This is a genomic window from Streptomyces aurantiogriseus, assembly GCF_014649375.1.
Taxonomy (GTDB): domain Bacteria; phylum Actinomycetota; class Actinomycetes; order Streptomycetales; family Streptomycetaceae; genus Streptomyces; species Streptomyces aurantiogriseus.
Genome location: NZ_BMSX01000008.1, coordinates 72989 through 99986, shown reverse-complemented (window position 1 = coordinate 99986; position 26998 = coordinate 72989). Strand labels below are relative to the sequence as shown.

General features: G+C 72.2%; 24 protein-coding genes. 5 read left to right on the top strand and 19 right to left on the bottom strand.

Annotated elements, in window-relative coordinates:
- Positions 1 to 507: a hypothetical protein gene (locus IE263_RS18660; protein WP_189937842.1), complete on the top strand. Its 507-nt coding sequence runs from the start codon at positions 1 to 3 to the stop codon at positions 505 to 507.
- 44 nt (positions 508 to 551) lie between these two features.
- Here the strand turns inward: IE263_RS18660 and era are convergent, their stop codons facing one another.
- Entirely contained in the window at positions 552 to 1505 is a 954-nt protein-coding gene (era, locus tag IE263_RS18655) for a GTPase Era (protein WP_189937841.1), read from the bottom strand.
- Positions 1506 to 1678: 173 nt separating this feature from the next.
- On the opposite strand from era, the gene IE263_RS18650 reads away from it, so the two are divergent.
- Together IE263_RS18650 and IE263_RS18645 are read left to right on the top strand one after the other, a co-directional pair.
- The gene (locus tag IE263_RS18650; RefSeq protein WP_189937839.1) at positions 1679 to 2992 is read left to right on the top strand and encodes an ammonium transporter; all 1314 of its coding nucleotides are present in this window, start codon (positions 1679 to 1681) and stop codon (positions 2990 to 2992) included.
- On the top strand, positions 2989 to 3327 hold the full coding sequence (locus IE263_RS18645) for a P-II family nitrogen regulator (protein WP_133926381.1): 339 nt from the start codon (positions 2989 to 2991) through the stop codon (positions 3325 to 3327). The genes IE263_RS18650 and IE263_RS18645 overlap by 4 nt, the downstream gene beginning before the upstream one ends.
- On the opposite strand, the gene IE263_RS18640 is transcribed toward IE263_RS18645, so the two are convergent.
- From IE263_RS18640 to IE263_RS18595, 10 genes are all read right to left on the bottom strand, one after another.
- Positions 3324 to 4394 carry a WxL protein peptidoglycan domain-containing protein gene (locus tag IE263_RS18640; RefSeq protein ID WP_189937837.1) on the bottom strand — a complete coding sequence of 357 codons (1071 nt, stop codon included), beginning with the start codon at positions 4392 to 4394 and terminating at the stop codon, positions 3324 to 3326. The genes IE263_RS18645 and IE263_RS18640 overlap by 4 nt on opposite strands.
- A gap of 97 nt (positions 4395 to 4491) precedes the next feature.
- Entirely contained in the window at positions 4492 to 5820 is a 1329-nt protein-coding gene (locus tag IE263_RS18635; RefSeq protein ID WP_189937836.1) for a WxL domain-containing protein, read from the bottom strand.
- 160 nt (positions 5821 to 5980) lie between these two features.
- Positions 5981 to 6457 carry a hypothetical protein gene (locus tag IE263_RS18630; protein WP_189937834.1) on the bottom strand — a complete coding sequence of 159 codons (477 nt, stop codon included), beginning with the start codon at positions 6455 to 6457 and terminating at the stop codon, positions 5981 to 5983.
- A gap of 281 nt (positions 6458 to 6738) precedes the next feature.
- On the bottom strand, positions 6739 to 7092 hold the full coding sequence (locus tag IE263_RS18625) for a cytidine deaminase-like protein (RefSeq protein WP_189937832.1): 354 nt from the start codon (positions 7090 to 7092) through the stop codon (positions 6739 to 6741).
- A 36-nt stretch (positions 7093 to 7128) separates the two neighbouring features.
- On the bottom strand, positions 7129 to 7488 hold the full coding sequence (locus IE263_RS18620; protein ID WP_189937830.1) for an MmcQ/YjbR family DNA-binding protein: 360 nt from the start codon (positions 7486 to 7488) through the stop codon (positions 7129 to 7131).
- The gene (locus tag IE263_RS18615; RefSeq protein ID WP_189937828.1) at positions 7485 to 8780 is read right to left on the bottom strand and encodes a hemolysin family protein; all 1296 of its coding nucleotides are present in this window, start codon (positions 8778 to 8780) and stop codon (positions 7485 to 7487) included. Before IE263_RS18615 ends, IE263_RS18620 begins: the two co-directional genes overlap by 4 nt.
- Complete coding sequence (gene ybeY / locus IE263_RS18610) at positions 8777 to 9274, bottom strand: rRNA maturation RNase YbeY (RefSeq protein ID WP_189937825.1); 498 nt, start codon at positions 9272 to 9274, stop codon at positions 8777 to 8779. The genes IE263_RS18615 and ybeY overlap by 4 nt, the downstream gene beginning before the upstream one ends.
- Positions 9275 to 9286: 12 nt before the next feature.
- Positions 9287 to 10354: a PhoH family protein gene (locus IE263_RS18605; protein WP_189937823.1), complete on the bottom strand. Its 1068-nt coding sequence runs from the start codon at positions 10352 to 10354 to the stop codon at positions 9287 to 9289.
- 136 nt (positions 10355 to 10490) lie between these two features.
- Entirely contained in the window at positions 10491 to 11621 is a 1131-nt protein-coding gene (locus tag IE263_RS18600; RefSeq protein ID WP_189937822.1) for a carbohydrate kinase family protein, read from the bottom strand.
- A 293-nt stretch (positions 11622 to 11914) separates the two neighbouring features.
- Positions 11915 to 13216 carry a glucarate dehydratase family protein gene (locus IE263_RS18595; protein ID WP_189937820.1) on the bottom strand — a complete coding sequence of 434 codons (1302 nt, stop codon included), beginning with the start codon at positions 13214 to 13216 and terminating at the stop codon, positions 11915 to 11917.
- A gap of 302 nt (positions 13217 to 13518) precedes the next feature.
- Between IE263_RS18595 and IE263_RS18590 the strand changes: the two genes are divergently transcribed.
- On the top strand, positions 13519 to 14868 hold the full coding sequence (locus tag IE263_RS18590; protein WP_189937818.1) for an MFS transporter: 1350 nt from the start codon (positions 13519 to 13521) through the stop codon (positions 14866 to 14868).
- 86 nt (positions 14869 to 14954) lie between these two features.
- Here the strand turns inward: IE263_RS18590 and IE263_RS48625 are convergent, their stop codons facing one another.
- The 4 genes from IE263_RS48625 to IE263_RS18570 all read right to left on the bottom strand — a co-directional run bounded on the left by IE263_RS48625 (position 14955) and on the right by IE263_RS18570 (position 20186).
- Positions 14955 to 17606 (bottom strand): immunoglobulin domain-containing protein, encoded by a 2652-nt coding sequence (locus tag IE263_RS48625; protein WP_229911046.1) that lies wholly within the window; start codon positions 17604 to 17606, stop codon positions 14955 to 14957.
- An 86-nt stretch (positions 17607 to 17692) separates the two neighbouring features.
- Positions 17693 to 18229, bottom strand: a complete 537-nt coding sequence (locus IE263_RS18580) for a hypothetical protein (RefSeq protein ID WP_189937812.1) — start codon at positions 18227 to 18229, stop codon at positions 17693 to 17695.
- A 193-nt stretch (positions 18230 to 18422) separates the two neighbouring features.
- Positions 18423 to 19364, bottom strand: coding sequence for an HtaA domain-containing protein (locus IE263_RS18575; protein WP_189937811.1), 942 nt, complete (start codon positions 19362 to 19364; stop codon positions 18423 to 18425).
- Positions 19365 to 19409: 45 nt separating this feature from the next.
- The gene (locus tag IE263_RS18570) at positions 19410 to 20186 is read right to left on the bottom strand and encodes a hypothetical protein (RefSeq protein WP_229911045.1); all 777 of its coding nucleotides are present in this window, start codon (positions 20184 to 20186) and stop codon (positions 19410 to 19412) included.
- An 84-nt stretch (positions 20187 to 20270) separates the two neighbouring features.
- Here IE263_RS18570 and IE263_RS18565 point away from each other — a divergent pair, with 84 nt between their 5' ends.
- Positions 20271 to 21335 carry a heme/hemin ABC transporter substrate-binding protein gene (locus IE263_RS18565; protein ID WP_189937810.1) on the top strand — a complete coding sequence of 355 codons (1065 nt, stop codon included), beginning with the start codon at positions 20271 to 20273 and terminating at the stop codon, positions 21333 to 21335.
- On the opposite strand, the gene IE263_RS18560 is transcribed toward IE263_RS18565, so the two are convergent.
- The 4 genes from IE263_RS18560 to IE263_RS18545 form a co-directional block, all read right to left on the bottom strand.
- A complete protein-coding gene (locus IE263_RS18560; RefSeq protein WP_189937809.1) occupies positions 21336 to 22331 on the bottom strand; it encodes an adenosine deaminase in 996 nt (331 codons plus the stop codon). It lies immediately after the preceding gene.
- Positions 22332 to 22351: 20 nt separating this feature from the next.
- A complete protein-coding gene (locus tag IE263_RS18555) occupies positions 22352 to 23284 on the bottom strand; it encodes a ribonuclease Z (protein ID WP_189937808.1) in 933 nt (310 codons plus the stop codon).
- 6 nt (positions 23285 to 23290) lie between these two features.
- The gene (locus IE263_RS18550; protein WP_189937807.1) at positions 23291 to 23644 is read right to left on the bottom strand and encodes a histidine triad nucleotide-binding protein; all 354 of its coding nucleotides are present in this window, start codon (positions 23642 to 23644) and stop codon (positions 23291 to 23293) included.
- A gap of 139 nt (positions 23645 to 23783) precedes the next feature.
- A complete protein-coding gene (locus tag IE263_RS18545) occupies positions 23784 to 26984 on the bottom strand; it encodes a S41 family peptidase (RefSeq protein ID WP_189937806.1) in 3201 nt (1066 codons plus the stop codon).
- Positions 26985 to 26998 lie beyond the last annotated feature (14 nt).

Sequence of the window (26998 nt, the reverse complement as noted above, 5' to 3'; positions counted from 1 at the left end):
ATGTCCGGGGGAACCGGGGCCGCCGAGTCCGCCGCGGACTCCTGCGCGACCGAGAACCTGGCGCTCGTGCTCGCCGCCGCGCAGCGGGTCCACGAGCTCGAGGACAGCGCCGCCGAGCGGGACTACGACCAGCAGCGCGTCGCCCTGTGGCTGGCCCTGACCGGGCTGTGCGCGGTCCTGCTGATCGGCAGGGTGCTCGACCACCGGGAGACAATACTGCTGGGGGCGCTGGGCGGCTTTCTGTCCCCGGTCGTCGGGGTGATGCGCTCACAGCGTCCGTCGTCCTGGGGGGTGCTCGTCCTCGCGCCGGTCGGCGGTGCGCTGGCCGCGGTCGGGGGCCTGCTGCTGGTCCGTATGCTCGCCGACCCCGACCTGAACCTGCTCGGTCAGGTGTTCCTGGAGAACTCGTGGGGCGCCCGCGCCCCATCGCGCCGGCCATCGCCCTGCTGTTCGGATTCTCCGGCCAGCTGTTCTCCCGCCTGGCCCTTACCGCCACCGGCCAGCTGACCGCCCCGGCACCCCCACCCCGCGCGATCTGACCCGTCGCGGTGTCAGAAGCCCAGCTTGCGTAGCTGCTTGGGGTCCCGCTGCCAGTCCTTCGCCACCTTCACATGCAGGTCCAGGAAGACCGGCGTACCCAGCAGCGCCTCGATCTGCTTGCGGGACTTGATGCCGACGTCCTTCAGGCGGCGGCCCTTCGGGCCGATGATGATCCCCTTCTGGCTCGGCCGCTCGATGTAGATGTTCGCGTGGATGTCGAGGAGCGGCTTGTCGGCAGGCCGGTCCTCCCGCGGGAGCATCTCCTCGACGACCACCGCGATGGAGTGCGGGAGTTCGTCGCGTACGCCCTCCAGGGCGGCCTCGCGGATCAGCTCGGCGACCATCACCTGCTCGGGCTCGTCGGTCAGGTCGCCCTCGGGGTACAGGGCGGGCCCCTCCGGCAGCATCGGGACCAGCAGGTCGGCCAGGAGCTCGACCTGCTTGTCGCCGACCGCCGACACCGGGACGATCTCGGCCCACTCGATACCCAGCTCCTTGCCCAGCTGGTCGATCGCGATGAGCTGCTCGGCGAGCGCCTTGGGGTCGACGAGGTCGGTCTTCGTGACGACCGCGACCTTCGGCGTCCGCTTGATCCCGGCGAGTTCCTTGGCGATGAACCGGTCACCGGGGCCCAGCTTCTCGTTCGCCGGCAGGCAGAACCCGATGACGTCCACCTCGGCCCACGTCGTCCGCACGACGTCGTTCAGCCGCTCCCCCAGCAGCGTCCGCGGTTTGTGCAGCCCCGGGGTGTCGACGAGGATCAGCTGCGCGTCGGGCCGGTGGACGATACCCCGCACCGTGTGCCGCGTCGTCTGCGGCCGGTTGGAGGTGATCGCCACCTTCTTCCCGACCAGAGCGTTCGTGAGGGTGGACTTGCCCGCGTTGGGGCGGCCCACGAAGCAGGCGAAGCCGGCACGGTAAAGGGTCCCGGCCGACTGCTCGGATGACTGGTTACGAACGCTCATGGCCCCCATTCTCCCTGATCCATGAAGCCCCGCCGCACACACGAGCGGCAGCGCCCCGCGCCGTGAGCTCTCGGAAACCTCCACGCAACGAAACGTCACGGAAACACACCCGTACGCAACCGGAAACGCACACCGGTGACCCTCTGACGAACCCCCGGACCGATGGAGACACCGTGACGCCCCTCGCCGCCGCACACGTCGACACCGGCGACACCGCCTGGCTGCTCGCCGCCACCGCCCTCGTCCTGCTGATGACCCCGGGCCTGGCCCTGTTCTACGGCGGCATGGTCCGCACGAAGAGCGTCCTCAACATGCTGATGATGAGCTTCGTGTCGATCGCCCTGGTCACGGTGGTCTGGCTGGCCGCCGGCTACTCCCTCGCCTTCGGCGACGACCTCGGCGGCGGCCTCATCGGCACCCTGGACCACGCCGGCATGGCGGGCCTCGGCCCGGACAGCGTCCAGGGCACGGTCCCCACCCTCCTCTTCGCCACCTTCCAGCTGACCTTCGCGATCATCACGGCGGCCCTGATCAGCGGCGCGATCGCCGACCGCGCGAAGTTCGCGGCCTGGCTGGTCTTCGTCCCGGTCTGGGCGCTGCTCGTATACGTTCCGGTCGCCCACTGGGTGTGGGGCCCGGACGGCTGGATCCTGAACCGCCTCGGCGCCCTCGACTTCGCCGGCGGCCTCCCCGTGGAGATCACCTCGGGCGCCTCCGGCCTGGCACTCTGCCTGGTCCTCGGCCCGCGGCTCGGCTTCAAGAAGGACGCGATGCGCCCGCACAACCTCCCCATGGTGATGCTGGGCGCCGGTCTCCTCTGGTTCGGCTGGTTCGGCTTCAACGCCGGCTCGGCCCTCGGCGCCAACGGCCTCGCGGCCGCCGCCTTCCTCAACACCCTCGCCGCCGGCTGCACCGGCCTGCTCGGCTGGCTCTTCGTCGAGCAGAAGCGCGACGGCCACCCGACCACGCTGGGCGCCGCGTCCGGTGCCGTGGCGGGCCTGGTCGCGATCACGCCGTCCTGCGGCTCGGTCTCCCTCCTCGGCGCCCTGGTCATCGGCCTCGCCGCCGGCGTCGTCTGCTCGTACGCCGTGGGCTGGAAGTTCAAGCTGAACTACGACGACTCGCTGGACGTCGTCGGCGTCCACCTGGTCGGCGGTGTCATCGGCACCCTCCTCATCGGCGTCTTCGCGGTCGAGTCGATGACCGGCGGCACGGAGGGCCTCCTCTACGGCGGCGGCCTCGCCCAGCTCGGCAAGCAGCTGGTGGCCGTGGTCGTCGTGGGGGCGTACGCCTTCCTGGTGACGTACGGCATCGGCAAGCTGCTCGACAAGGCGATGGGCTTCCGGGCGGACGAGGAGCAGGAGCACACCGGCCTGGACCTTACGGTGCACGCCGAGACCGCATACGATCACGGCGTCCTGGGCCACGGCGCCCCGGTCACCTCGCACTCCGTCCCCTCCGCGCAGAAGGCCAAGACCCAGGCATGAAGCTCATCACCGCGATCGTCAAGCCGTACCGCCTCGACGAGGTCAAGACGGCGCTCCAGGAGCTCGGCGTGCACGGTCTGACCGTCACCGAGGCCAGCGGCTACGGCCGCCAGCGCGGCCACACCGAGGTGTACCGCGGCGCCGAGTACCAGGTCGACCTGGTCCCCAAGGTCCGTATCGAGGTCGTCGTCGAGGACGCGGACTCGGACGCCGTCATCGACGCCATCGTCAAGGCCGCGCAGACGGGGAAGATCGGAGACGGGAAGGTGTGGGCCCTGCCGGTCGAGACGGTCGTACGGGTGCGGACGGGCGAGCGCGGCCCCGACGCGCTTTAGGCTCCGCCGGTCTGGCCGGCTTTCGGGTGCGGGTGTGTGGGGGCTGGTCGCTCCCCCACTCTCGGCTCCGCTCGAGCGGGGTGACCCCCATCGCGGCGGAGCCGCATGATGCGCGCCCCTCCGGCGCGCGTTCCTTCGGGGCGCCTCCGCCGTCGCCTGACCAGCAGCCAGACGCCGACGGCCGACGCCGACGCCAGCGCCCCCGCCACCAGCCAGGGCACCGCCACGAACGAAGCGGTTGCCGACTCCCTGGTGTCTGTGGCCGTCGCCGTCAGCTTCACGTCCGCCCAGTCGAGCTGAGGTGCGTCCCGCCAGGGTTCGGTGAGGCGGACGCGCTGGCCGGGGAGGAGCTCGGAGGGGATCCGGGTCAGGTCGCGGGCGAGGAGCGTACGGCCGAACAGCCCGCGCGCCCGTAGCTCCACCTTCGGGTCGAGGGTGACGTTGCCGGTGTTGTGCAGGGTGTAGGAGATCGTCGCCGTGCTGTCGCCGAGGCCGGGGACCAGGGGCTGGTCGTGCCCGACGCGGACGTCCTCGACGGCCAGCGCCGGCAGGGTGGGCCCGCTGACCTGCAGATAGACACGGGCGCCGACCGCCCGCTGCACCCCGAGCGCGACCCCGTCGCCGCCCTTCTCGACGCGCTCGTCGAGCGCCACGATCGCTCCCGGGTGGTCGCCGGGTTCGGCGTCCTTCGGCACGCGGATCTCGAACGGCACGGTGACCGACTTACGGCCGGGCACGGTGACCCGGTCCTTCGCGGGCCTCGCCCACGCCCCCACGCCCCGCATCCGCTCCCCCACCGTCCGCACGGCGAACCCGCCGTCCCGTGGGGTGTTGTAGGCGTCGGCCGCGTAGAGCCGGAAGGTGAGGGGCTGGTCCGTCTTGTTGGCGACGACGACCTTGTCCTCGAGGGTCTGTCCGGGATCGGCGGTGACGTAGAAGTAGGGCCGGGCGGCCACGGCCGAGGAGACGGGGTGGACCGACCAGCTGCCGTTGTCGGCGGCCCGGGCGGGCGCGGCGAGCAGCAGGGTCAACAGGAGCGGCAGGAGGAGGACGTACGGCTTGCGCATGGGTGCGGACCCCCCACGGGCGGCGGACGGTGGGGTGGTCGGGCGGGTGCGGACCTGTGCGGCGGGCGCCCGGCCACCGGTGGAGTCGGTTCTGCGCTCAGGTGAGCGTGAGGGTCAGGACGCCGGTGTACGTGCCCGGAGGCGTGAACGCCGGTACGTCGAGGGAGAGTTGGGCGTCGGCGGTGAACTCGCCGCCGGTGAGCGTGGCGTCGGGGGCGGAGGCCAGGGTCGCCCCGGCGCTGCCCACCACGCCCGCCGAACCGGCCCGGCAGGTGCTCGGGCTGCCCGCCTTGGTGGCGCAGGCGGGTGTCCAGCTCAGCTTCCCGGCGGGGATCTTGGCGCCGGGTCCGGTGAAGTCGGAGACCTTGCCGGTCAGGGACCAGCCCGCGGGTCCGCCGCGGAAGTCCTTGACGGTCACCGTCTTCAGCGTCCCGGTCGAGGCCCCGCCGGTGCCGAAGTCGACCGCCGACAGCTGGACGGCGTCCCCGGCCTGGGACATCGACAGGGTGCCCGCCTTCACGGTCGTCGTCAGCTTCTGACTCCCGTCCGGTACGGGGGTGTCGTCGACGACGACGTACGCGACGGGTCCGGCGCCCTTCTCCGCGTTCCACGCGCTGCCCTCGTACGCCACGACACCGGTCGTGGTGCGGTCGCCGACCACGAGGGAGCCGCTGAAGCGGCCCTGCGCGTCGGCGGTCACGGTCGCGGTGTCCGCGGTCTGCGCGGCCCCGGACCGCCCGGCCAGGGTGACGGTCGCGCCCGGCGTGAAGTCGCTGCCGGTGACGGTGACCGCGGCGCCCGGCGCGCCGGAGGCCGAACCCAGTGAGATGGCACGGGTGTTGGCGGGCGGGTCGGCGGACGCGGTGACCGTCTCCGACACCGGGGCGGGCGGGTTGGTCACCGTGCAGGGCGTGTCCAGCTCCAGGATGTAGCTGGTGTGGATGTTGTAGTCGCCGGGCGAGAGGGTGATCGCGCCGGGCGCGGTGACCGTGAAGGTGCCGGTCATGGAGAACGACGGGAAGGGGCCCTTGCCGGGCACCGGGTCGTTCTTCTTCGGTCCCGCGACCGTCACGCTGCCGGTCTGCGCGCCGCCGAGGGTGACCTTGCCCGTCGGCGTCATGATGTCGGCCGGCAGGGCCAGGTCGGTGGGGTTGCTCGCGGCGGGCTTGACCACCGTGTACGTCACGGTGACGGTGTCGCCGACCTTCGGGGTGGCGTTGTCCACCGTGATCTTCCCGGTGGTGGTGCCGTCGATGGGCGGGATGCCCGCGATGGGCGGCGGCACGCAGTGCGTGGGGTAGTCCACGTCCACGGACGCGGCAGCGGCGGGCGTCGCCAGCGCCCCGCCCGCGGTGACCGCGAGCGCGGCCGCCCCGAGCAACGCGCTCCAGCGCCGTCTTCGGGATCTCTGGGGTGTCGAACCCATGGGTGCCCCCTCCTCAAGGGTGCGGGCGCAGCGGCTCTTCTGCGCCGACAGGGGGCATTGATGTGCGGATTGCGTGAGAAGTCAATGGATGCGCCGAGATGAACTGATGGCCCGTCAGGTTCCTGCGCGCGGGGGAACCCGACGGTCCATGACGCGCTTCTCAGTCGAACACGAACGGGCCCGGCGACTGCGGCGCGGCTGCCGTGCACGTGACGGTGATCCCGAAGACGACCATCTTCAGGGAGCCCTGGTAGAAGTCCAGGCTGTCACCGGAGGCCACGGTCCCGCTGAGCGGACCGACCACGATCGGGGCGCCGGTGGCCATGGCGGGGTTCACGGTGCCGGTGAAGACCCTGGCGGCACCGGTCGAGTTCGCCATCGTGAGCGTTGAGTTGATGCTGTTCGCGCTGATCGGGATCGGGGCGGTGATCGCGGTGGACTTGAGGGTGAGGGTGGCCGAGGTGCCGTTCTGGGTGGCCGTGAGGGTGGCGGCTCCGCCGCCGAACAGACCGCAGTTCGCGGTGACGGTCGCCGTCGTCGGAGCGACGGCTGCGGCAGACGGAGCGAACGCCAGCCCGGTGGCCGCGAGGGCCCCGGCCAGCAGTGCCGCACCTGTTCCGATTCGCTTGCCTCTCATGGGTTTCCGGCTCCCTTCCCGAATCTGGGAATCCATGTGGGGGGTGGATGACGGGAGTGCGCCGGCGGACCGCCGAACCCGGGCGGGTGGGTGCGGACACCGGGCCCGGGGGCGGGTGAATCTGACGGTCCGTCGGAACTTACGGTCCATTGACGGGCGAGGGGCGGGGGACGGCAAGGTTGAAATCCGGCCTAACTCGGAGCCGGTCACTCCTCACCCCGGCCGAGACGGGTGGGCGGCCGGGGAAACCGGGGGTCCAGGGGGCGGAGCCCCCTGGTACCTCAGCCGGCGGAAACGGTCAGCCGAACAGTCCCGTCCGGCGAAGCCACCAGCACCGGGGTCCCGGCCCCTCCAAGATCCCGCACGGCAGCCAGATCCTCGGTCGAAACGGCGTCGGCATCCGTCACCACCGCCGCCGCCTCCAACGACTTCGCCCCCGAGGCCACCGCCATCGCCACCGCCGTCCGCAACGCGCTCAGCCGCAGCGACGGCAGATCCACCGTCCCGGCGACATACGTACGTCCCGTCTCGTCCCGTACGGCCGCCCCCTCGGGCACACCGTTACGGGCCCGCGCGGAACGGGCCAGGGTGACGATCTTGCGGTCCTCGGGGTCGAGCGCGTTGCTGTCGGTCATGTGCCGAGCATACGGAGAAGCCGGACCGGCGGGACCTCAGGGCCGGTCGAGGCGCAGTCGCTGCGCGCGGGGCAGGCCGGCGACGACCAGGTCGTACGAGTCCTCGATCAGCTCTCGGACCAGACGGTCGGGGAGTTCCCCGTCGACGGTCACCGTGTTCCAGTGCCGCTTGTTCATGTGATAGCCGGGGGCGATGAGACCCGGGTGCTCGGAGCGCAGGCGGACCGCGTCCTCGGGGTCGCACTTGAGGTTGACCGTCAGGGGGCGGGCGTCCAGGGTCGTCAGGGCGAAGAGCTTGCCGCCCACCTTGAAGACGGAGATCTCCGGCCGGAAGGGGAAGTCCTCGACGGCCGCGTTGAAGGACAGGCAGAAGGCGCGCAGTTCCTGGGGCGTCACTCCGGCAGCTCCTCCTTCGGCCCGCCCACGGGCTCCACCAGCACCGTGACGATCTTGTTCCGGCGGCCGGCGGCGGCCTCGGCGGTCAGCCGCAGGTCGCGTCCGTCGGGCAGCTCGACCACCGAGGAGGCGCCGGCGATGGGCACGCGGCCCAGTGCCTTGGCAAGCAGTCCGCCGACGGTCTCCACGTCCTCGTCGTCGTACTCCTCCAGGCCGTACAGCTCGCCCAGGTCGGTGATGTCGAGGCGGGCGGTGACCCGGTAGCGGTCCTCGCCGAGCTCCTCCACCGGGGGCAGCTCGCGGTCGTACTCGTCGGTGATCTCGCCGACGATCTCCTCGAGGATGTCCTCGATGGTGACGATGCCGGCGGTGCCGCCGTACTCGTCGATGACGACGGCGACGTGGTTGCGCTCCTGCTGCATCTCGCGGAGCAGGTCGCCGGCGTTCTTGGTGTCGGGCACGAAGGCGGCGGGCCGCATCGCCGTCGACACCAGGTCGCTCTCCGCCTCCCGGCTGATGTGCGTCTTGCGGACCAGGTCCTTCAGGTACACGATCCCGACGATGTCGTCCTCGCTCTCCCCGGTGACGGGTATGCGCGAGAAGCCCGAGCGCAGCGCGAGGGTGAGGGCCTGGCGGATGGTCTTGTAGCGCTCGATGACGACGAGGTCGGTGCGCGGGACCATGACCTCCCGCACGAGCGTGTCACCCAGCTCGAAGACGGAGTGCACCATGCGGCGCTCCTCGTCCTCGATCAGCGACTCCTTCTCGGCGAGGTCGACCAGCGCCCGCAGCTCCGCCTCGGAGGCGAAGGGGCCGCGCCGGAAGCCCTTGCCGGGGGTGAGCGCGTTGCCGATGAGGATCAGCAGGTACGGGATCGGGCCCATGATCCGCGCCAGCGGCAGCAGCACGTACGCGGCGGCCGTCGCCGTGTTCAGCGGGTGCTGACGGCCGATGGTGCGCGGGGAGACGCCCACGGCGACGTACGAGACCAGCACCATCACGCCGATCGCGGCCAGCAGCGCCGGGGCGGTGCCGTCGATCTCCTTCAGACAGGCGTACGTCACCAGCGCGGCGGCGGCCATCTCACAGGCGACGCGGACCAGCAGCGCCACGTTGAGGTAGCGGGTGGGGTCGGCGGCGACCTGCGCGAGTTTCGCGCTGCCGCGCCGGCCGGAGCGTACGGCCTCCTCGGCGCGGAAGCTGGAGACGCGCGCGAGGCCCGCCTCGGCGCAGGCGGCGAGCCACGCCACGACGACCAGGGCGATCGCGCCGGAGACCAGGCCGAGGCTCATGAGACGGTCGGAGCCGGGGACGGACCGGTCAGGCCCTTCTCCGCACGCCAGCCGTCCACGATGGCCGCCTGGAGGCCGAACATCTCGGCCTTCTCGTCGGGTTCCTCATGGTCGTAACCAAGGAGGTGCAGCACCCCATGGACGGTGAGGAGTTGGAGCTCCTCGTCCATGGAGTGCTGCGTGTCCGCTTCCCTGCCCTGCTTCTCGGCGACCTCGGGGCACAGCACGATGTCGCCGAGCAGCCCCTGCGGGGGCTCGTCGTCGTCCTTCGACGGCGGACGCAGCTCGTCCATCGGGAAGGACATGACATCGGTCGGGCCGGGCAGGTCCATCCACTGGATGTGCAACTGCTCCATGGCGTCGGCGTCCACGACGATCACCGAGAGCTCGGAGAGCGGGTGGATGCGCATCCGCGCGAGCGCGTAGCGGGCGATGTCGAGGATCGCCTGCTCGTCGACCTCGGTTCCGGACTCGTTGTTGACGTCGATCGACATGGTCGTACTGGTCTACTTCCCCTTGTGTCCGGCCCTGCCGCGGCCCTTGTGGGAGCCGTTCTGGGTGCCGTTCTCGCTGTCGTACTTCTCGTACGCGTCGACGATACGGCCGACCAGCTTGTGCCGTACGACATCGTGCGACGACAGCCTGGAGAAGTGCACGTCCTCGACGCCCTCCAGGATGTCCTGGACCTGGCGCAGACCGGACTTGGTGCCGTCCGGCAGGTCGACCTGCGTCACGTCACCCGTGATCACGATCTTCGAGTCGAAGCCGAGACGGGTGAGGAACATCTTCATCTGCTCGGGGCTCGTGTTCTGGGCCTCGTCCAGGATGATGAAGGCGTCGTTGAGCGTGCGGCCACGCATGTACGCCAGGGGCGCGACCTCGATCGTCCCGGCCGCCATCAGGCGGGGGATCGAGTCGGGGTCGAGCATGTCGTGCAGCGCGTCGTACAGCGGGCGCAGGTACGGGTCGATCTTCTCGTAGAGGGTGCCCGGGAGGAAGCCCAGGCGCTCGCCCGCCTCGACCGCCGGACGGGTGAGGATGATGCGGTTGACCTGCTTGGACTGCAGCGCCTGGACCGCCTTGGCCATGGCCAGGTAGGTCTTGCCGGTGCCCGCGGGACCGATACCGAAGACGATCGTGTGCTTGTCGATCGCGTCGACGTACCGCTTCTGGTTGAGGGTCTTGGGGCGGATGGTGCGGCCACGCGAGGACAGGATGTTCTGCGTCAGTACCTCGGCCGGGGTCTCCTGGCCGTCGCTCGTCCCGTTCTCACTCGCCCGCAGCATGGCGATCGAGCGTTCCACTGCGTCCTCCGTCATCGGCTGCCCGGTGCGGAGCACCAGCATCATCTCGTCGAACAGGCGCTGGATGAGGGCGACCTCCCGTGCGTCGCCGACCGCGCTGATCTCATTGCCCCGGACGTGGATGTCGGCCGCCGGGAAAGCCGTCTCGATCACGCGCAGGAGAGAGTCTCCGGATCCCAGCACGGTGACCATGGGGTGCTGGGCGGGAACGGTGAACTGTGCTCTCGCCTTGCCCTGCGCGGGCGTGTGAGCTGTGGGTGTCTGAGTCATAGGCCGGCCCGAAGGCCTCTACGTCCTCCCGGATGCGTCTCGCCTGCCACGAGGGCGGCCTGGCGAGTTCAAGGGTACGCCAGGGGGCTGACAACGCCGTAGGGCTTTTCGAACGCCCTGTGCCCGGCGTTCCCCTTCACGCCGACCTGCGGAAGCCGATCGTGGGGACCGCCCTGCGGCGCGGCCACGGTGTGACCTCCTGGGTGGGGAGGAGAGCCGTCAGGAACGCGTACCGGCGGAGGGCCTCGGGGTCCTGTTCCTCGACGGACTGCACCCTGCGCCACCAGCCCGCGATCTCCGACCAGCCGGGGGCCGAGAGCGATCCGCCGAACTCCTGGACCGAGAGGGCCGCTGTCAGGCCGGCGAAGGCGAGTCGGTCGGCGAGCGGCCAGCCGGCGAGCGTGCCGGTGACGAAACCGGCCACGAAGACGTCCCCGGCGCCGGTGGGGTCCAGTGCCTCCACCGCGATGGCCGGAACCTCGGCGGACTCGCCCGTGCGGCGGTCCACCGCGTAGGCGCCCTCGGCACCGAGGGTGACGACCGCGACCGGTACGTGCTCGGTGAGGGCGTGGGCGGCGGCGCGGGGGCAGGTGGCGCCGGTGTAGCGCATCGCCTCCGCCGCGTTCGGCAGGAAGGCCTCGCAGTGCTCCAGGTCGGCCAGGCCGGCCAGGTCCCAGGCGCCGGTGTCGTCCCAGCCGACGTCGGCGAAGACGCGGGTGCCGCGGCGTGCGGCCTGGGCGACCCAGGGGGCACGCCTGCCGGGGGTGAGGGAGGCCACGGCGGCTCGGGCATGGGGCGGGGAGTCGGGGGCGGTGTCCTGCGGGGGTGGTTCGTGACCGTGGGAGACCATCGTGCGCTCGCCCTCGTAGGCCATGGAGACGGTGACCGGGGAGTGCCAGCCGGGGACGGAGCGGGAGGAGGTGAGGTCGATGCCCTCGCCCTGTTCCAGGGCGTCCCAGCAGTACTCGCCGTAGTGGTCGTCGCCGAAGGCCGCGGCGAGCGACGTCCTCAGGCCGAGGCGGGCGAGGGCGGTGGCCATGTTGGCCACGCCGCCGGGGCTGGAGCCCATGCCGCGGGCCCAGGACTCCGTGCCGCGGACCGGGGCGGAGTCGAGGCCGGTGAAGATGATGTCGAGGAAGACGGTGCCGGTGAGGTAGACGTCCCAGGGCGGGTCGTCCGGGGTGCGGAGGCCGGCCAGCGGGTCTGCCTGGGCGTGGCGGTGGTGTCGGTGGTGTCCCTCTCCGGTGGACGTGGTGGACGCGGTCACTGTGCGCTCCCTGACGTGGTGCCGATCTGGCCAGTGTGCACCACGTCACTGACGACGCGCGGGCGTCGTGACGGAAGCGGGGGTGCGGGTCGCACTTGCGGGTGGTGGGTGGCCGGTGCGCCTGCTGCCGGGGGGTGGCTCGGGGTCGTGGCGGTGCGGCGAGCCGGTCGCGTGTGGGGCGTACGGCTGCCTGCTGCCATGGCTGAACCTGGCTGTGACGAGCTGAGCGACGGGCTCCAGCCGCACCGCCACGACCCGCTCCCGCCGTCCGGCGGGTGCGGGTCCTGTGTGGTTCACCAGCGGGGGACTTGTGGGGTGGTCCAGTCGGGGTGGGCTGCTCGCATCGCCGCCTCGTCGTCCCGGTCGCGGAGTGTGCCGTCGTCGTCCTGCCAGCGCTGGTGGAGGAACTGCAGGCGGTCTCGGTCGAGTTCCACGCCCAGGCCGGGGGTGTCCGGCACGGTGATCCTGCCGTCGGTGAAGGTGAGGCGGTCGGTCAGGACGTCCTCCGACTGCCACGGGTAGTGGGAGTCGCAGGCGTGGTGGAGGTCGGGGACCGTGGCCGCGACGTGGGTCATGGCGGCGAGGCTGATGCCCAGGTGGGTGTTGGAGTGCATGGAGACCCCGACGCCGAAGGTGCGGCAGATCGCGGCGAGTTGCTGGGTGTTGCGCAGGCCGCCCCAGTAGTGGTGGTCGGAGAGGACGACCTGGACGGCGTTCCGGGTGAAGGCCTCCTTGATCTCGGCGAACGTCGTCACGCACATGTTGGTGGCGAGTGGTACGTCCGTGGCGGCGGCGACCTCGGCCATGCCGGGGGTGCCGAGGGTCGGGTCCTCCAGGTACTCGAGGACGTCGCGGAGTTCCTCGGCCACCTTCAGTGAAGTCTCCACGCTCCAGGCGCCGTTGGGGTCGAGGCGCAGGGGGTGGCCGGGGAACGCCTCGGCCAGGGCGCGTACGGCGGCGATCTCCTCGTCCGGCGGGAAGACGCCGCCCTTGAGCTTGAAGGAGGTGAAGCCGTGGCGCTCGGTGAACCTCCGGGCCTGCTCGACGACTCCGGCCGGGTCGACGGCGGCTCCCCAGTCGTCCTTCTCGCCGGCCACGCCCTCGGGGTGGTCCGCCCACTTGTAGAAGAGGTACGCGCTGTACTCGACCGCGTCGCGCACCTTGCCACCGAGCAGGGCGTGGACGGGCAGGCCCAGTGCCTTGCCGAGGGCGTCGAGGCAGGCGACCTCGAAGGCGGAGAGGACGGACAGGCGCAGTTTGTCGGCGGTTTGGACGCCGCGCAGGCCGCCCACGTCGACCTGGTCGGAGACCCGGGAGGCGTCCACGGCGACCTCGTCCGCGACGGTGAACAGTCCGTTCAGGTCACTGACCTGCCGGCCGACCAGTTTGTTCGCGAACGGCCTTGCCAGGTCGAGGTACTTGGTGTCGCCGTAGGTCTCCCCCACACCTGTCGTTCCGTCGGCCGTCGCCACCTCAACGATCAGCCGGGGGGTGTACGGCTGGTGCACGCCCTGGGTGTTCAGCAGCGGCGGGTCGGCGATCAGGATCGGGGTCAGCCGCACCTCGGTGATGGTCAGGTCGCGGGTCCGGGCCACAGCGTCTCCCCACACAGACGTCGTTTATGTATGTAGATGGAGGTTAGGTATGCGGACAAGGCGCGTCAATAGCGGGTGAGGGGTGGGGGTGGGGTGGCGGCCCGCCGAGGGGGCGGGTGGGGTTGACCGCCGCGTTTACCCGGCTTCCGCGGCTGTAAACGCCAAGTGATCCACATCACCCGACCCGAGCTTCTGCTCGAAACCGTGTGCTTGATACAAATTGGCCGCGCGTTCCTGTCCGTCGACGGTCGACGCCCCATCTCCCCTTTTGAGCCGCTCCTTTCGCACGCCCTGGAACGCCCGTGTTCGCCCCCCGCACCACCACGCCCTGGCCCCTCGTCGCCCTTTTCACGGCCGGGTACCTCGCCCCCTATCTGCTGCCGACCGTCGTCGGACGGCTGGACGCGGGGCTGCCGCTGTCCGCCACCCAGGCCGGTGCCGTCGGCAGTGCGCTGCTGCTGAGTTCGGCGTCGGCCGGGTTCGCCCTGGCCTCGCGGGTCGAGCGGATCGGGGCGCGGACTCTGGCCCGCGTCGGACTGGTGCTCGCCGTGCTCGGGTACGGCGGGGCCGCCCTCGCCGGGAGCGTGCCGGCGGTGGTCGCGGGCGCGGTCCTCGGCGGCTTCGGTTCCGGTACGGCCACGACGGTGGCCGCCACCCGGATCGCGGCCCAGCCCGACCCGCACCGCGCGTCCACGCTCGGTCTGCTCGGGGTCTCCGCGCTCGCGGGCGCCGTCTATCTGACGGTCCCGCACCTCGGCGCGGGGCACGGGCAGCCGCTGGCCGCCATCGCGCTGACCGCGGTCGCCGTATGGCCGCTGACGGGACGTCTCCCGGGCCGTACGGCCGTGACGTCGTCCCGGCGCGACACGACCGGCTCCCGCCTTCCCCATCTGCGCTCCGGGCTGGTCCTGGCCGCCGCCATGCCCTGCTGGTCCCTCGTGCAGAACTCCCTCTGGGGTGTCAGCGGGCGGATCGGCCTGACGCAGGCTCACCTCACCGAGGCCGCCGTGGGCGCGGTGTTCGCCGTGGCGCTGGGGGCCGGGCTGCTGGGGGTCCTGGGCGCGGGCGCGCTGGGGCCGCGGCTGGGGCGGGCGATGCCCATCGGTGGCGGGACCGTGCTGATCGCCGGGTGCGTCGTGGTGAGCGCGTCGGCGACCGGGCCGGGGAGCTTCGCCGCCGGTGAGATCGCCTGGAACGCGCTGTACCCGATCGTGCTGTCGTACCTGATCGGCCTGGCCGCCGCACTCGACCCGCGCGGCCGCTGGGCGGTCCTGGTCGGCTCCACCTCGTCGCTGGGGACGGCGGCGGGTCCGCTGACCGGCAGTGTGCTGTCGGCGCAGGCCGGTTTCCCGGTGATGGGGCTGGTCCTGGGCGCCGGGCTGCTGGTCGTCGCCGTGCCGATGACCGCCGTCGCCCTGCACGTGGGCGGGCGCCCGCTGCTGCCGGGCGCGGTCCGGCGGCGGGGCGGCACCCCGGCCGCCGTGGTCGCCGCGGCCCCGGGTACGCCGAGCGGTGCGGTGCCACGGGTGGGCGCCCCGGAGCAGCCGGTGGTGGAGATCCCGGTGGACGGCCCGGCCGTGCCCTCCCAGGGCGCGTACGACACGGCGGGGCCGCGTCGGGCTGGGGTCGCCGCACCGGGGGCCGTCGACTGACCCGTTCCTGGCGGCGGCTGCCGACGGCTGCGAACCGACCGGCCCCCGGTCGGCGGATGCCGTACGGGGGCCGGTCGGTTCGCGAGCTAGCTCTGGCGTGCCGCCCGGGCGCGGCGGTGGACGTACCAGCCGCCTGCCGTCAGTAGGAGCGCCGCGCCGGCCGCCGTGCCGATCGTGGCGCCGGTGGAGGCGAGGCTGCCGCCGGTGGTGGACGTACCGCCCATGGTGCTGCCGCCGGTCGTGCCGCCGGTGGTGGACGTGCCGCCCGTGGTGCCGGAGGTCGAGCCGCCGGTCGTACCGCCGCTCGTGCCGCCGTCGTCGTCCGTGTCCACCGGGTCCTGGCCGACGAAGCTGACCGGGACCTTCACGTCCTGGGAGCGGTCGCCGGAGAGGGTGTGGTCGGCGCGGGTGGCCAGGACGCACTTCGCCTTGAAGCAGTCGGTGAACTCGTCCTTGGCGTCGACGGTCAGCTCCACCGAGAAGGTGCCGCCGGCGCCGTACGGGGTCGCCAGGTCCTCGCCGTAGTCCGGCGGGTTGGAGGAGATCCACGCCGAACTGTGCGAGCCGCCGGTCATGTCGACGCCGCCGACGCAGGGGGTGGGCAGTTCGCCGTCGCCGTTGTCGACGCACAGGGCGACGTAGACGCCCTTCTTCATGTCGTAGCCGGAACCGGTGATCTTGAGCGTCTGGTTCTCGGTGGCGAGGTGGTTGACGGGGGTGACGGTGAGCTTCTGGCCCTCGGTGCCGGTGACCGTCTTCGTGCCGGACGGTTCGGCCTCCTCGCCGTCGCCGCCGCCGGTGCCGCCCCCGGTACCGCCGGCGTCGGTGACGGTCAGCGTGATCGGTGAGGTGCGGGTCGTCCCCACGGAGTTCTTGAACTCGGCACGGTACGCGTAGCCGTCGTGCGCCGCCCTCGCGGTGAAGGAGTACGCGTTCTTCGTCGCGCCGTCGATCGCGGACCAGGTCTGGCCGCCGTCCGGGCTGACCTCCCAGCGCACGGACGGTGCCGGAGTGCCCTCGGCCGCCGCGACGAACGTGACCGCGTCGCCGGGAGCGACGGACTGGTCGGTGGGGGACTGCGTGACCTTGGGGGACATGCGCAGGTCGTACCGGAGGACCTTGCTCTCCGCGGCCCTGGTGAGGTAGACGGACGTGGCGCCGGGGGTGACGGCGAGGCCGGCGTAGGAGCCCACCCTGATGCTGCCCGGCAGGGCGACCGCGGCGGCCGCCGGCCGGCCGGTCGCGCTGTCGAGGATCTGGAGGGATCCGGTCCTGTCCGTGCTGCCGTCGTCGAGGTCCTCGCGCAGCACGAAGGCACGCCCGGTGGTCTTGTCGAAGGCCGCCGCCATGGGGCGGTCCGCGCCCGTCACGGTGGTGAGCCGCTTGGCGTCCTTGTCGAGGACGAGCACGGAGGTCCCGCTGCCCACCCAGACATTGCCGGTGGCCGGGTCCGGTTCGACGAACGTGAGGGTGTCCGCGGGGAGTTCGGCCGTGGCGGTGACCTCGAAGGTCCTGGTGTCGACGCGGCGCAGCACCGGCTTGCCCTCGGTGGTGCCGACGGACCAGGCGGCGCCGTGGGCGGCGTCGACGCCGAGCTCGCCGCCGCCCTCGAGGGTGACCGTGTCCTTCACGGTGCCGGTGGCGATCTCGACACGGCGCAGCTCGGGGCCGGCTGCGATCAGGACGGTGGAGGTGTCGGCGTCCTGACCGACGCCGGTGTACGACGTGCCGTTGGCCCAGATGCCCTGCGCCACCGTGTCGCCGGCCTTGGCGGTGCCGATGCCGCGCAGCGGGTAGTGGAAGACCACGCCGTCGCCGGGGAGGGGGGCGACGATCCGGCGGACCACGCGGGCGGCCATCGCGCCGTTCGCGCCGGGCGCCTGCGCGATGTGGCCGAGCGCCTTGCCGTTCGCGGCGTCCAGGACGTACAGGCCCTGCTCGGCCACGTCCGAGGTGTCGGGGATGTTGTCCGAACCGACGTACAGCTTCTTGGATTCGGGGTGCAGCAGGAGGTCCAGCGGGCGGCCGGCGCCGGTGGTGGCGAACTCCTTCTCCTGCGCCTGCACGTAGCTGACGGTGCCCGGCGGGACGTCCACGCCGTCGCCGCCGTCGTCCTCCCCGTCGCCCGGCTCCTGGCCTTCGAAGCCGAGCGGGATGCGGACGTCCTGGGAACGGTCGCCGGGTGCGTTGTGGTCGACGCGGGTGACGACCGAGCAGGCGACCTCCAGGCAGTCGAGGCCGCCGTCCTCGGCCTTGACGTTCAGCTCGACGTCGAAGACGCCGCCCTCGCCCCACCGGACGGCGACCGTGCCGGCGCCCTCGTCCGAGGCGTTGCGGGGGATGATCCACACTGAGGCGCCGCTGCTGCCGCTCTGGTCGGCGCCGCCGAGGCACGGGGTGGGGATGCGGTTGTCGCCGTTGTCCTTGCACACGGCGACGTAGACGCCCTTGGTGTCGTCGTAGCCCTCGCCGGTGACCCGCAGCTTCTCACCGTCGGGGTCGAGGTGGGCGGAGGCGGACACCGTGAGCTTCTGGCCGTTCTTGCCGAGCGCCGTCCTCGGGGTGTCGGCGGCCTGGGCGGGCGGGCCGACCGTCACGGCCATGGCCCCGGCGGCCACCAGGGCGGCGGCACCGAGCAGCACCGGCGTGCGTCTCGGCCGGAGCCCGGCCGAGACGCGCGGCCGGAGCCCGGCCGGCCGGTCCGGCCGCTGCCGGACCGCGGTGTCGTCTGCTGTCATGGGGAGTTCCTCACTGGTCGGGTGCGCCCGGCACCGCGGTGGCGAGAGCCGGGCCCCACACGCGCGAGGGCCCGGTCGGCGGGCGGCTACTGGAAGGTGACCGGGACGTGCACGTCGTACTTGCGGTCGCCGCTGTCGAAGTGGTCGGCGCGCGTCACCACGGCGCAGTCGACGTCCTGACCGCAGACGCGGCCGTCGTCGAGGGTGGCCTTGACGTAGATGTTCACGTTGAAGGTGCCGCCGGTGCCGAACTTGGAGCTGTTGGCGAACATCCCGCCGAAGATGTTGTTGACCCAGTGCGAGGCGCCGGTCGAGCCGGTCTCGTCCTGGCCGCCGAGGCAGGGGGTGGGCTTGGTGTCGCCCTGGTTGCCCTCGACCACGCACAGGCCGACGTAGATGCCCTGGCCGGTGTTGAAGCCGGAGCCGGTGACGTTGATGACCTGGCCGGCGGCGGAGGCCGTGCTCGGGGCGGTGACCGACAGGTTGTAGGTGGTGCCGCCGTCGACGATCGTGCGGGTCGAGGTGGCGGCGGAGGCGGAGGTGGCCAGGCCCAGGGTGAGGGCGGCGGAGGCGGCGACGGCGAGGCCGGCGCGGGCGACGGTGCGGGGGGTGGGGACTCTCATGGCGAGGACCTTCCTGTGGGAGCCCGGACGCGACGTCCGGACTTAGGTAAGGCAAACCTAAATATGACCTTCCGTTATTTGTCAACGGACTACGAAAGGCCCAACTGAGCTGCACGGAAGGGAGTTGGACATGCCGAGGAGCGGACCGGACGGCCCGCTCCTCGCTGCGACTGCGAACGGCCTGACATGCCGCTCAGTTCGGGGCCCCGACCCCGAACCGGGCGCTCACGGCCCCCTGTTCACCGCTCACGGCGGTCAGTTCCACCGTGTGCTCGCCCTCGGCGGCGTTGGTGTACACGGGGAAGGTCCGCGCGACACGGCCCCCGGCGTCGGCCACCGCCTGGTAGCGCGTGTCGCCGTCGATGGCGACGAGCACGACGGCGCCGGGGGCGAAACCCGTGCCGGTGACGGTCTGTTCGGCACCCGCGGTGAGGGTGGTGTGGGCGACCGCGGCGGTGGGTTTCTCCTGCCGGACGGACTGCGGCTGCTCTTCGCCGCCCGGGGACGCCCGCGGGGTCTCGGGCGCCGCCTCAGCGGTCCCCGCGGTCACGTCGAGCACGCCCAGCCCATCCCCCGTGACGAACGGACTCCCGCTCCAGGAGGACAGCAGCGCGGCTCCCTCCTCGGTGAGAGACGCCCGCAGCCCCGTCCAGGTCACCCCACCCGTCCGTACGACGGGCCCGGCACCGGAGGCCGTCACCTCGGCCAGCGCCAGCTCGTCCGCCCGCCCGTCGACGACCGTACGGGCGTACAGCGCGCCCTCCTCGCCGGCCAGCTCCAGCCTCAGCCCGGCGAGGACGAGGGGCCGGTCCGCCGGGCCGTCGAAGCGGGCGGCACCGCCCAACTCCAGGTCGACGGTGCCGCTTTCGGGGTCGGCACCGCCGCCGAGCGCCGGGAACGAGGCACGGTCCCCCGCGGCCCGTACGGCGGGCGCGGTCACCCCGAGCGAGACGCCCCGGCCGGTCAACTCTCCCCCGGAAGCCGACCAGTTCACATTCCCCCCGGACACCTCGCTCGGCAGCGCCTCCCCCTCGGGCCGGTCCTGCGCGACCGCCGCAGCCGGACAGCACAGCGCGAACAGGGCGCCGGCCGCCAGGGCGACGGCGCCGGGTCTCTGAGCCGTCTTCTTGGCCATCTTCTGTTCTCCCTCTGAGATGTGAGGTCGCATCAGCTCGGGCGGTCAAACGGCGGTACGGCGTCGGCGCGCCCAGAACCAGGTTCCGGAACCGGCCGCGACCAGCCCGGCCGCGGTGAGCCCGAGGGGCAGCGCGAGGTCGGATCCGGTGCTCGCCATGGAGCCGTCGGCGGCCGTGTCGGAGCTCTTGGTCGTACCGGTGCCACTGCCGCCGGTCGTGCCCGCCCCGGCGGTCGCGCTCGGCGTCGCCGACGCGGGACCGGAGCCGCTCGACACGCCTCCCGCGGCCCCGAACGTCACGGGAATGCGGACCGTCTGGGTCTGGTCCCCGCCCCGGGTGTGGTCGTTGCGCGTGATGACGGCGCAGGTCACCCCGGCGGCGGTGCAGTCGGTGTTGGCGTCCTTGGCGCGCACCTTGATCCGGACACTGAAGGTGCCCTTGTGCGCGCTGCCGCCGTAGGGCTTCGCCAGCCCCTCGCCGTAGGAGGGCGGGTTGGAGGAGACCCACACGGACGCGCCGGACTCGCCGGACATGTCGACGCCGCCGACGCAGGGCGTGGGCGTCTTGCCGGCACCGTTGTCGACACAGAAGGCGACGTAGACGCCCTTCTCGGTGTTGTAGCCGGAGCCGGTCACGCTGACCGTCTCGCCCGCCGGGGTCAGCCCGGACGACTTGGACACGGTGAGTTTCTGCCCCTCCGGGCCCGTCGCCGACCCGCCCGCGGCTGCCGCCGGCGAGGCCGGGAGCAGCAAGGCGGACGCCGAGGCGACCGCGAGGAAACAGCCAACTCCGTGGCCACGCAGGCCACTTGCCGATGCCATGAAACACCCCCACCACGCGAAAATAAGGGAAGGCTAACCTAAACTAATCTCCCACCGTGTGCCAGACGAGAGGAAAGGAAGGCCATGCGCGCATCCGGAAGAGGCCCCTCCGGCAGACGTCCGTCGCGGGGGCGCCTCGCCGCCCTCGGTCTGGCCCTCGCCCTGCTGACAGGTGCCTGCGGAGGAAGCGCCACGGGGACCGGTGCGGCCTCCGACGCCTCACCGGCATCCGCGAGCGCGCGGGCCGCCGCCGCCCAGAAGCAGCTCGCGAAGAACACGGTCGTGCCGCTCGAAGGCAAGCCGCCCACACCGAAGTTGCCGGTCACCGTCGACTCCTCCGACGGCCGCAAGGTGACCGTGAAGGACGCCTCGCGGATCCTGCCGCTCAACGGAGGCGTGGCGGAGATCGTGTTCACGCTCGGGCTCGGTGATCGGGTCGTCGGCCGGGACATCACGGCCACGTTCGAGGAGGCCGAGAAGCTGCCCCAGGTCACCAAGGCACACGATGTGAGCGCGGAGAGCGTGCTGTCGCTGCGGCCGACGGTGGTGCTCGCCGACACCGACACCGGACCCAAGGAAGCCGTGCAGCAGATCCGGGACGCGGGCATCCCGGTCGTCGTCCTCGACCCGGCGACGAAACTGTCCGACGTCACCACCCGCACCACCCGCGTCGCCGAGGCCCTCGGCGTCCCGGAGGCCGGCAAGGCGCTGAACCAGCGCATGAGCGACGAGCTGGCGGCGGCCCGCGCCGGGGTGCCCAAGGGCAGCAAGCCCAAGGTCGCCTTCCTCTACATGCGCGGCAGTGCGGCCGTCTACCTGATCGGCGGCAGGGGCTCCGGCGCCGACTCGCTGCTGGAGGCGGCCGGCGCGGTGGACGCGGGCACGGCCGCGGGCCTGGACAAGCCCTTCACCCCGATCACCACCGAGGCGCTGGCCCAGGCCCAGCCGGACGTCATCCTGATGATGACCAAGGGCCTGGAGTCGGTCGGCGGTCTCGACGGCCTCCTCCAGATCCCCGGCATCGCCCAGACCCCGGCCGGCCTGGACCGCCGGGTCGTCGACATGGAGGACGGCGTACTCCTCGGCTTCGGCCCGCGCACACCGCTCGTCATCGACATCCTGGTGGACCGCATCCACCAGGCCTCCTAGTCAGGAGGGGAACTCGTAGGCCTCGACCTCGGCGAGGCACCGCGCCCGCCGCTCCTCGTCGTCCTCCAGGAAGGAGGCGACGAAGGAGTTGCGGGCGAGCTCGCGCAGCCGCTCCTGGCTCAGCCCCAGGGTCTTGCCTACGGCGTCGAAGTTGTCGCCGACGTAGCCGCCGAAGTAGGCCGGGTCGTCGGAGTTGACCGTGCAGACCAGCCCGGCGTCGAGCATCGCGGGCAGCGGATGGCCGGCGAGGTCGTCGACGGCGCGCAGCCGGACGTTGGACAGCGGACACAGCGTCAGCGGGATCCGCTCCCGCACCAGCCGTTCCACCAGCGCCGGGTCCTCCATGCACCGCAGCCCGTGGTCGACGCGCTCGACACCGAGCAGGTCGAGAGCCTCGGTGATGTACTCCGGCGGCCCCTCCTCTCCGGCGTGCGCCACCCGCCGCAGCCCGAGCGCGGCGGCGGCCTCGTACACCTCGCGGAACTTCACCGGCGGATGCCCGACCTCGGCGGAGTCCAGCCCGACACCGATGATCCGGTCGAGGTACGGCCGCGCCGCCTCCAGGGTCTCCATCGCCGACTCGGCGGACTGGTCGCGCAGGAAGCAGAGGATCAGCCGGGTGGAGACGCCGTGCTGCTCCTCACTGCGCCCGAGCGCCCGCCACAGCCCTTCCACCACCGTGCCCATGCCGATCCCCCGGGCGAGGTGGGCCTGCGGATCGAAGAAGATCTCCGCGTGCCGCACGCCCTGCGCGGCGGCCCGCGCGAGATAGGCGTTCGCGAGGTCCTCGAAGTCCCGCTCGGTGCGCAGGACCGCCATCAGCTCGTAGTACAGGTTCAGGAAGGACTGCAGGTCCTCGAACTGGTACGCCTTGCGCAGCTCTTCGGTGTCCGCGTAGGGCAGCGTCACCCCATTGCGGGCGGCCAGCTCGAACGCCAGCTCGGGCTCCAGGGTGCCTTCGATGTGGAGGTGCAGTTCAGCTTTGGGGAGGGACATCAAAGCATCGTACGGGTGATTCACCGCCGTTTCGGAACCGGCACTCGCAGAAGGTCGTACGCCACCGTCAGCTCCCCCTCGAACCCGGCCGCCCGCGCCTGCCGCTCGAACTCTCCCCCGGACTCCGTCGGGGCGGTGCCCCCGGGTTCGGAGTAGCGCTGGCTGAAATGGGTGAGCACGAGATGCCGCACACCGGCGTCCCGCGCGACACCCGCCGCCTGACCGGCCGTCAGATGTCCGTACTCGACGGCGAGTTCGACGTCCTCGTCGAGGAAGGTCGACTCGATGACGAGCATGTCGCAGCCGTCCGCCAGCGCGTGCACGCCGTCGCACAGCCGGGTGTCCATGACGAACGCGAACCGCTGCCCGCGCCGCACCTCGCTGACGTCCTCGAGGGAGACGTCGCCCAGGGAGCCCTCCCGCTGGATCCGCCCGACGTCCGGCCCCTTGATGCCGTGCGCGGCGAGCCGGTCGGGCAGCATACGGCGCCCGTCGGGCTCGACGATGCGGTAGCCGTAGGACTCGACGGGGTGGGAGAGCTTCCGCGCTTCCAGCGTGTACGACGCCGTCGTGGCGAGGGGCCCGTCCGTCTCGAGCGGGGCCTCGGTGATGCCGACGGTCTCGCGGTAGGCGGTGGCGTACCGCAGGCGGCTGAAGAAGCGCTGGCCGGAGAGCGGGTAGTGCGCGGTGACCGGGTGCGGGACCTTGTCGAGGTTGATGCGCTGGATCACACCGGCGAGGCCGAGGGAGTGGTCGCCGTGGAAGTGCGTGACGCAGATCCGGTTGAGGTCGTGGGCGGAGACCCCGGCGCGCAGCATCTGACGCTGCGTGCCCTCGCCGGGGTCGAAGAGGATGCCCTCGCCGTCCCAGCGCAGGAGGTAGCCGTTGTGGTTGCGGTGCCGGGTCGGGACCTGGCTGGCGGTCCCGAGGACCACCAGTTCACGGACGGACACGGCGACTTACCCGGGGGGCCAGTGCAGACCACGGCCGCCGAGGACATGCGCGTGGGCGTGCCAGACGGTCTGGCCGGCGCCGCTGCCGGTGTTGAAGACGACGCGGTAGCTCTCCAGCTTCTCCTCGTCGGCGACCGCCTGCGTCTCGCGCAGCACGTCCGCGGCGAGCTGCGGCGCCTCGGCGGCGAGGGTGGCGGCATCGACATGGTGCGCCTTGGGGATCACCAGGATGTGGGTGGGTGCCTGGGGGTTGATGTCCCGGAAGGCGAGGGTCGTCTCGGTCTCACGCACGATCGTCGCCGGGACATGGCCCTCGACGATCTTGCAGAACAGGCAGTCGTCCTGCGGCTCACCTGACATGCGGTGACTCCTTCAACGCTGGTGATCTCTTACGGGGCATCGTAGCGAGCGTCCACTGAATCCAGCCCGTCCGGCGTTTGAGGACGAGGCCCGTTCAGGGCGAAGCAGGGGTCTGGGGGCGGCAGCCCCCAGAGGACGGTCAAGGCAACGTCGGTGGCGTCCTGGCCGGCGTCTCCTCCAGTGCGGCCAGCGCCAGCCTCACCGCCTCGTCCAGCTGGACGTCCCTCCCCGCCGCGCGATCCTGGGGCCGGGCGACGACCTCCACGTCCGGATCGACCCCGTGGTTCTCGACCCCCCAGTCGTACCCCTCCAACCAGATCGCGTACTTCGGCTGGGTGACCAGCGTCCCGTCCACCAGCCGGTACCGGCTGTCGATCCCGACGGTCCCGCCCCACGTCCGCGTCCCGACCACCGGCCCGATCCCCAGCGCCTTGATCGCGGCGTTGACGATGTCCCCGTCGGATCCGGAGAACTCGTCGGCGACGGCGACGACGGGCCCTCGGGGCGCGTCCTCCGGGTAGCTGTACGGCCGCATCCCGCGCGGCACGTCCCAGCCGACGATCCGTCGCGCCAGCTTCTCCACGACCAGCTGGGAGGTGTGCCCGCCCCGGTTCTCCCGCACGTCGACCACGAGCCCCTCGCGGGCCACCTCGACGCGCAGGTCGCGGTGCAGCTGCGCCCAGCCGGAGCCGACCATGTCGGGGACGTGCAGATAGCCGAGCCGCCCGCCGGACTTCTCGTGCACATAGGCCCGGCGGTCCGCGACCCAGGCGTGGTAGCGCAGCGGCTCCTCGTCGTCGATCGGGACGACCACGGCGTGCCGCGGCTCGCCCCCGCCGGCCGGCGAGACGGTCAGCTCGACCGCCTTGCCCGCCGTACCGACGAGCAGCGGCCCGGGCCCGGAGACCGGGTCCACCGGATGCCCGGCGACGGCGACGATCGCGTCTCCGGCGAGCACGGCGACGCCTGGTGCGGCGAGCGGGGAGTGGGCGTCGGGGTCGGAGGTCTCCGACGGCAGGACCCGGTCGATGCGCCAGCTGCCGTCCTCGTGCCGGGAGATGTCGGCGCCGAGGAGACCCTGCCGGGCGCCGCCGCCGTAGCCGCCGCGCGGTATGACGTAGGCATGCGACGTACCCAGTTCGCCGTGTACCTCCCACAGGAGGTCGACCAGGTCGTCGTGGGTGGCGATCCGCTCGAGGACGGGCCGGTAGCGGTCCAGGACGCCGTCCCAGTCGACGCCGCCGAGGTCGGGGCGCCAGAAGTTGTCCCGCATGATGCGGCCGGTCTCGTCGTACATCTGCCGCCACTCGGCGGCCGGGTCGACGGTCTGGCGGATACGGCCGAGGTCGACGGTGACGTTGGTGTCGCTGTCCTCGTCGCCGGAGGCCCGCCGGTCGCTGGGGACGACCTTGAGCTTGCCGTCGGTCCACAGCAGCAGCCGCTTGCCGTCGCCGCTGACGTCGAAGTCGTCGGCGTCGGAGGCCAGGTGTTCGAGGCGGTGCTGGGCGAGGTCGTAGCGCTCCAGCTCGGTGTGCGGGTCGGGGTCGTCCGGGGTGGCGCGGGAGGCGCCGAGGACCCCGCGCACCGGGTGGCGCAGCCACAGCACACCGTCCTTGGCGGCGCGCAGTGTGGAGTAGCGGCCGGCCTCGACGGGGAACGGGATGATCCGGTCGGCGAGGCCCTCGAGGTCGATCCGGGTGGCGGGGGTGCCCTCGCTGTCGGGCGTCTCGTCCTTGTCGGGAGCGTCGAAGGGCCGGCCGTGCCGCTGGGGGCCGAACGGCGAGGGCGTCGTGGCGGCCAGGGTGATCAGGTGCGGGCGGGCGCCGGCGACGAAGGAGAGGTCGAAGGCGTGCTGGTCGTAGACCGGGTCGAAGGCGCGCGTGGACAGGAACGCGAGGTGCTTGCCGTCGAGCGTGAAGGCGGGCGCGTAGTCGCGGAAGCGCAGCGGGGTCGCGTCGGTGACCGACAGGTCCGTGGTGTTGGCGAGCCTGAGCTGGCTGAGCGGGCGCGGGCCGGGGTGCGACCAGGCCAGCCAGCCGGAGTCGGGCGAGAAGACCAGGTCGCAGACCTCGCCGTGCTCGCTGCGGTCGACCTCGCGGACCTCGCCGGTCTCCCGCTCGACGAGCAGCAGCCGCCCGTCGTGCGCGGCGACGGCGGCCCGGCTGCCGTCCGGCGCCATGGCGAGCTCCAGCACCCGGCCGAGCCGTCCGGCCGCCAGCCGGCGCGGAGTGGCCCCCGGCGCGAGTCCGGTGGCCGGCGCGAACTCCAGGGCGTCCTCGCCCTCGGCGTCCGTCACCCACACCACCCACTCCTCGCCCTCCGTGCGGAAGGTGCGCGGCAGCCGGGCCCGTACGCCGGGTTCGGCGGCGAGCGCGCGGGCGGGACCGGAGCGGTGGGTGACCCAGTGGACGCCACCGCGCACCTCGACGGCGCTGCCGCGCGCGGTGTGGTCGGGGGTGGCGGATCCCAGCCACCGGGAGGCGGTCACCGGGTACGGCCGCCGGTCGGTGCGCTGCCCGCCGAGCCGCACGTCGAGCCGGCGCGGCTCGGATCCGTCGAGGTCGTCGAGGATCCACAGCTCACCCGCGGAGACGTACACGACCCGCCGGCCGTCCCCGGCGGCCTGCCGGGCGTAGAACCCGTCGAGCGGAGTGTGCCGCCGCAGGTCGGAGCCATCGGCGAGCGACGAGTAGAGCGCCCCGGTGCCCTCGTGATCGGACAGGAATCCGATCCGCTCCCCCACCCACACCGGGTACTCGATGTTCCCGTCGAGCTCCTCGTGCAGCCGCACGAAGTCCCCGCCGCCCTCCCGGTCGATCCACAACTTGCCCGCCGTACCGCCCCGGTAGCGCTTCCAGTACGCGGCCTCGCGCCCCATGGGCGCGGACAGCAGCACGGTGTGCGGGCCGTGGGCCACGGCGCCGACGGGCCCGTACGGCAGGGTGGTGGCCGGTCCGCCGTCGAGCGGGACGGCACGGGCCCAGGTGCGGCGCAGGCTCGCCTGGTCGTGGGCGCTGAGGGCGAGGACGTGACCGTCGGGGGTCCAGCCGTGCACCTGGGTGCGGTGAGTGCCCCAGTACGTCAGCCGGGTGGTGGGCCCGCCGTCGACGGGGGCGACATGCACCTCGGGGGCACCGTCGCGGGTGGAGGTCCAGGCGACGGTGGTGCCGTCGGGCGAGATGCGGGGCAGGGAGACCGGCACGTTGTCGGCGCTGACCCGCCAGGCGCGCCCGCCGTCGAGGGGCGCTAGCCACACGTCGTCCTCGGCGGTGAAGGCCACCAACTCGCCGTGCAGGTGCGGGAACCGGAAGTACGCAGCAGGCGTAGCGGACTGTGTCACCCGATAACTCTAGG

What these genes read in the sequence shown, in the direction of transcription:
- IE263_RS18630 (WP_189937834.1), bottom strand. Translation starts at nt 6,457, where the DNA reads ATGAGAGGCAAGCGAATCGGAACAGGTGCGGCACTGCTGGCCGGGGCC.
- ybeY (WP_189937825.1), bottom strand. Translation starts at nt 9,274, where the DNA reads ATGTCGATCGACGTCAACAACGAGTCCGGAACCGAGGTCGACGAGCAG.
- IE263_RS18640 (WP_189937837.1), bottom strand. Translation starts at nt 4,394, where the DNA reads ATGCGCAAGCCGTACGTCCTCCTCCTGCCGCTCCTGTTGACCCTGCTG.
- IE263_RS18580 (WP_189937812.1), bottom strand. Translation starts at nt 18,229, where the DNA reads ATGAGAGTCCCCACCCCCCGCACCGTCGCCCGCGCCGGCCTCGCCGTC.
- IE263_RS18565 (WP_189937810.1), top strand. Translation starts at nt 20,271, where the DNA reads ATGCGCGCATCCGGAAGAGGCCCCTCCGGCAGACGTCCGTCGCGGGGG.
- IE263_RS18570 (WP_229911045.1), bottom strand. Translation starts at nt 20,186, where the DNA reads ATGGCATCGGCAAGTGGCCTGCGTGGCCACGGAGTTGGCTGTTTCCTC.
- IE263_RS48625 (WP_229911046.1), bottom strand. Translation starts at nt 17,606, where the DNA reads ATGACAGCAGACGACACCGCGGTCCGGCAGCGGCCGGACCGGCCGGCC.
- IE263_RS18560 (WP_189937809.1), bottom strand. Translation starts at nt 22,331, where the DNA reads ATGTCCCTCCCCAAAGCTGAACTGCACCTCCACATCGAAGGCACCCTG.
- IE263_RS18635 (WP_189937836.1), bottom strand. Translation starts at nt 5,820, where the DNA reads ATGGGTTCGACACCCCAGAGATCCCGAAGACGGCGCTGGAGCGCGTTG.
- IE263_RS18645 (WP_133926381.1), top strand. Translation starts at nt 2,989, where the DNA reads ATGAAGCTCATCACCGCGATCGTCAAGCCGTACCGCCTCGACGAGGTC.
- IE263_RS18605 (WP_189937823.1), bottom strand. Translation starts at nt 10,354, where the DNA reads ATGACTCAGACACCCACAGCTCACACGCCCGCGCAGGGCAAGGCGAGA.
- IE263_RS18615 (WP_189937828.1), bottom strand. Translation starts at nt 8,780, where the DNA reads ATGAGCCTCGGCCTGGTCTCCGGCGCGATCGCCCTGGTCGTCGTGGCG.
- IE263_RS18550 (WP_189937807.1), bottom strand. Translation starts at nt 23,644, where the DNA reads ATGTCAGGTGAGCCGCAGGACGACTGCCTGTTCTGCAAGATCGTCGAG.
- IE263_RS18625 (WP_189937832.1), bottom strand. Translation starts at nt 7,092, where the DNA reads ATGACCGACAGCAACGCGCTCGACCCCGAGGACCGCAAGATCGTCACC.
- IE263_RS18575 (WP_189937811.1), bottom strand. Translation starts at nt 19,364, where the DNA reads ATGGCCAAGAAGACGGCTCAGAGACCCGGCGCCGTCGCCCTGGCGGCC.
- era (WP_189937841.1), bottom strand. Translation starts at nt 1,505, where the DNA reads ATGAGCGTTCGTAACCAGTCATCCGAGCAGTCGGCCGGGACCCTTTAC.
- IE263_RS18660 (WP_189937842.1), top strand. Translation starts at nt 1, where the DNA reads ATGTCCGGGGGAACCGGGGCCGCCGAGTCCGCCGCGGACTCCTGCGCG.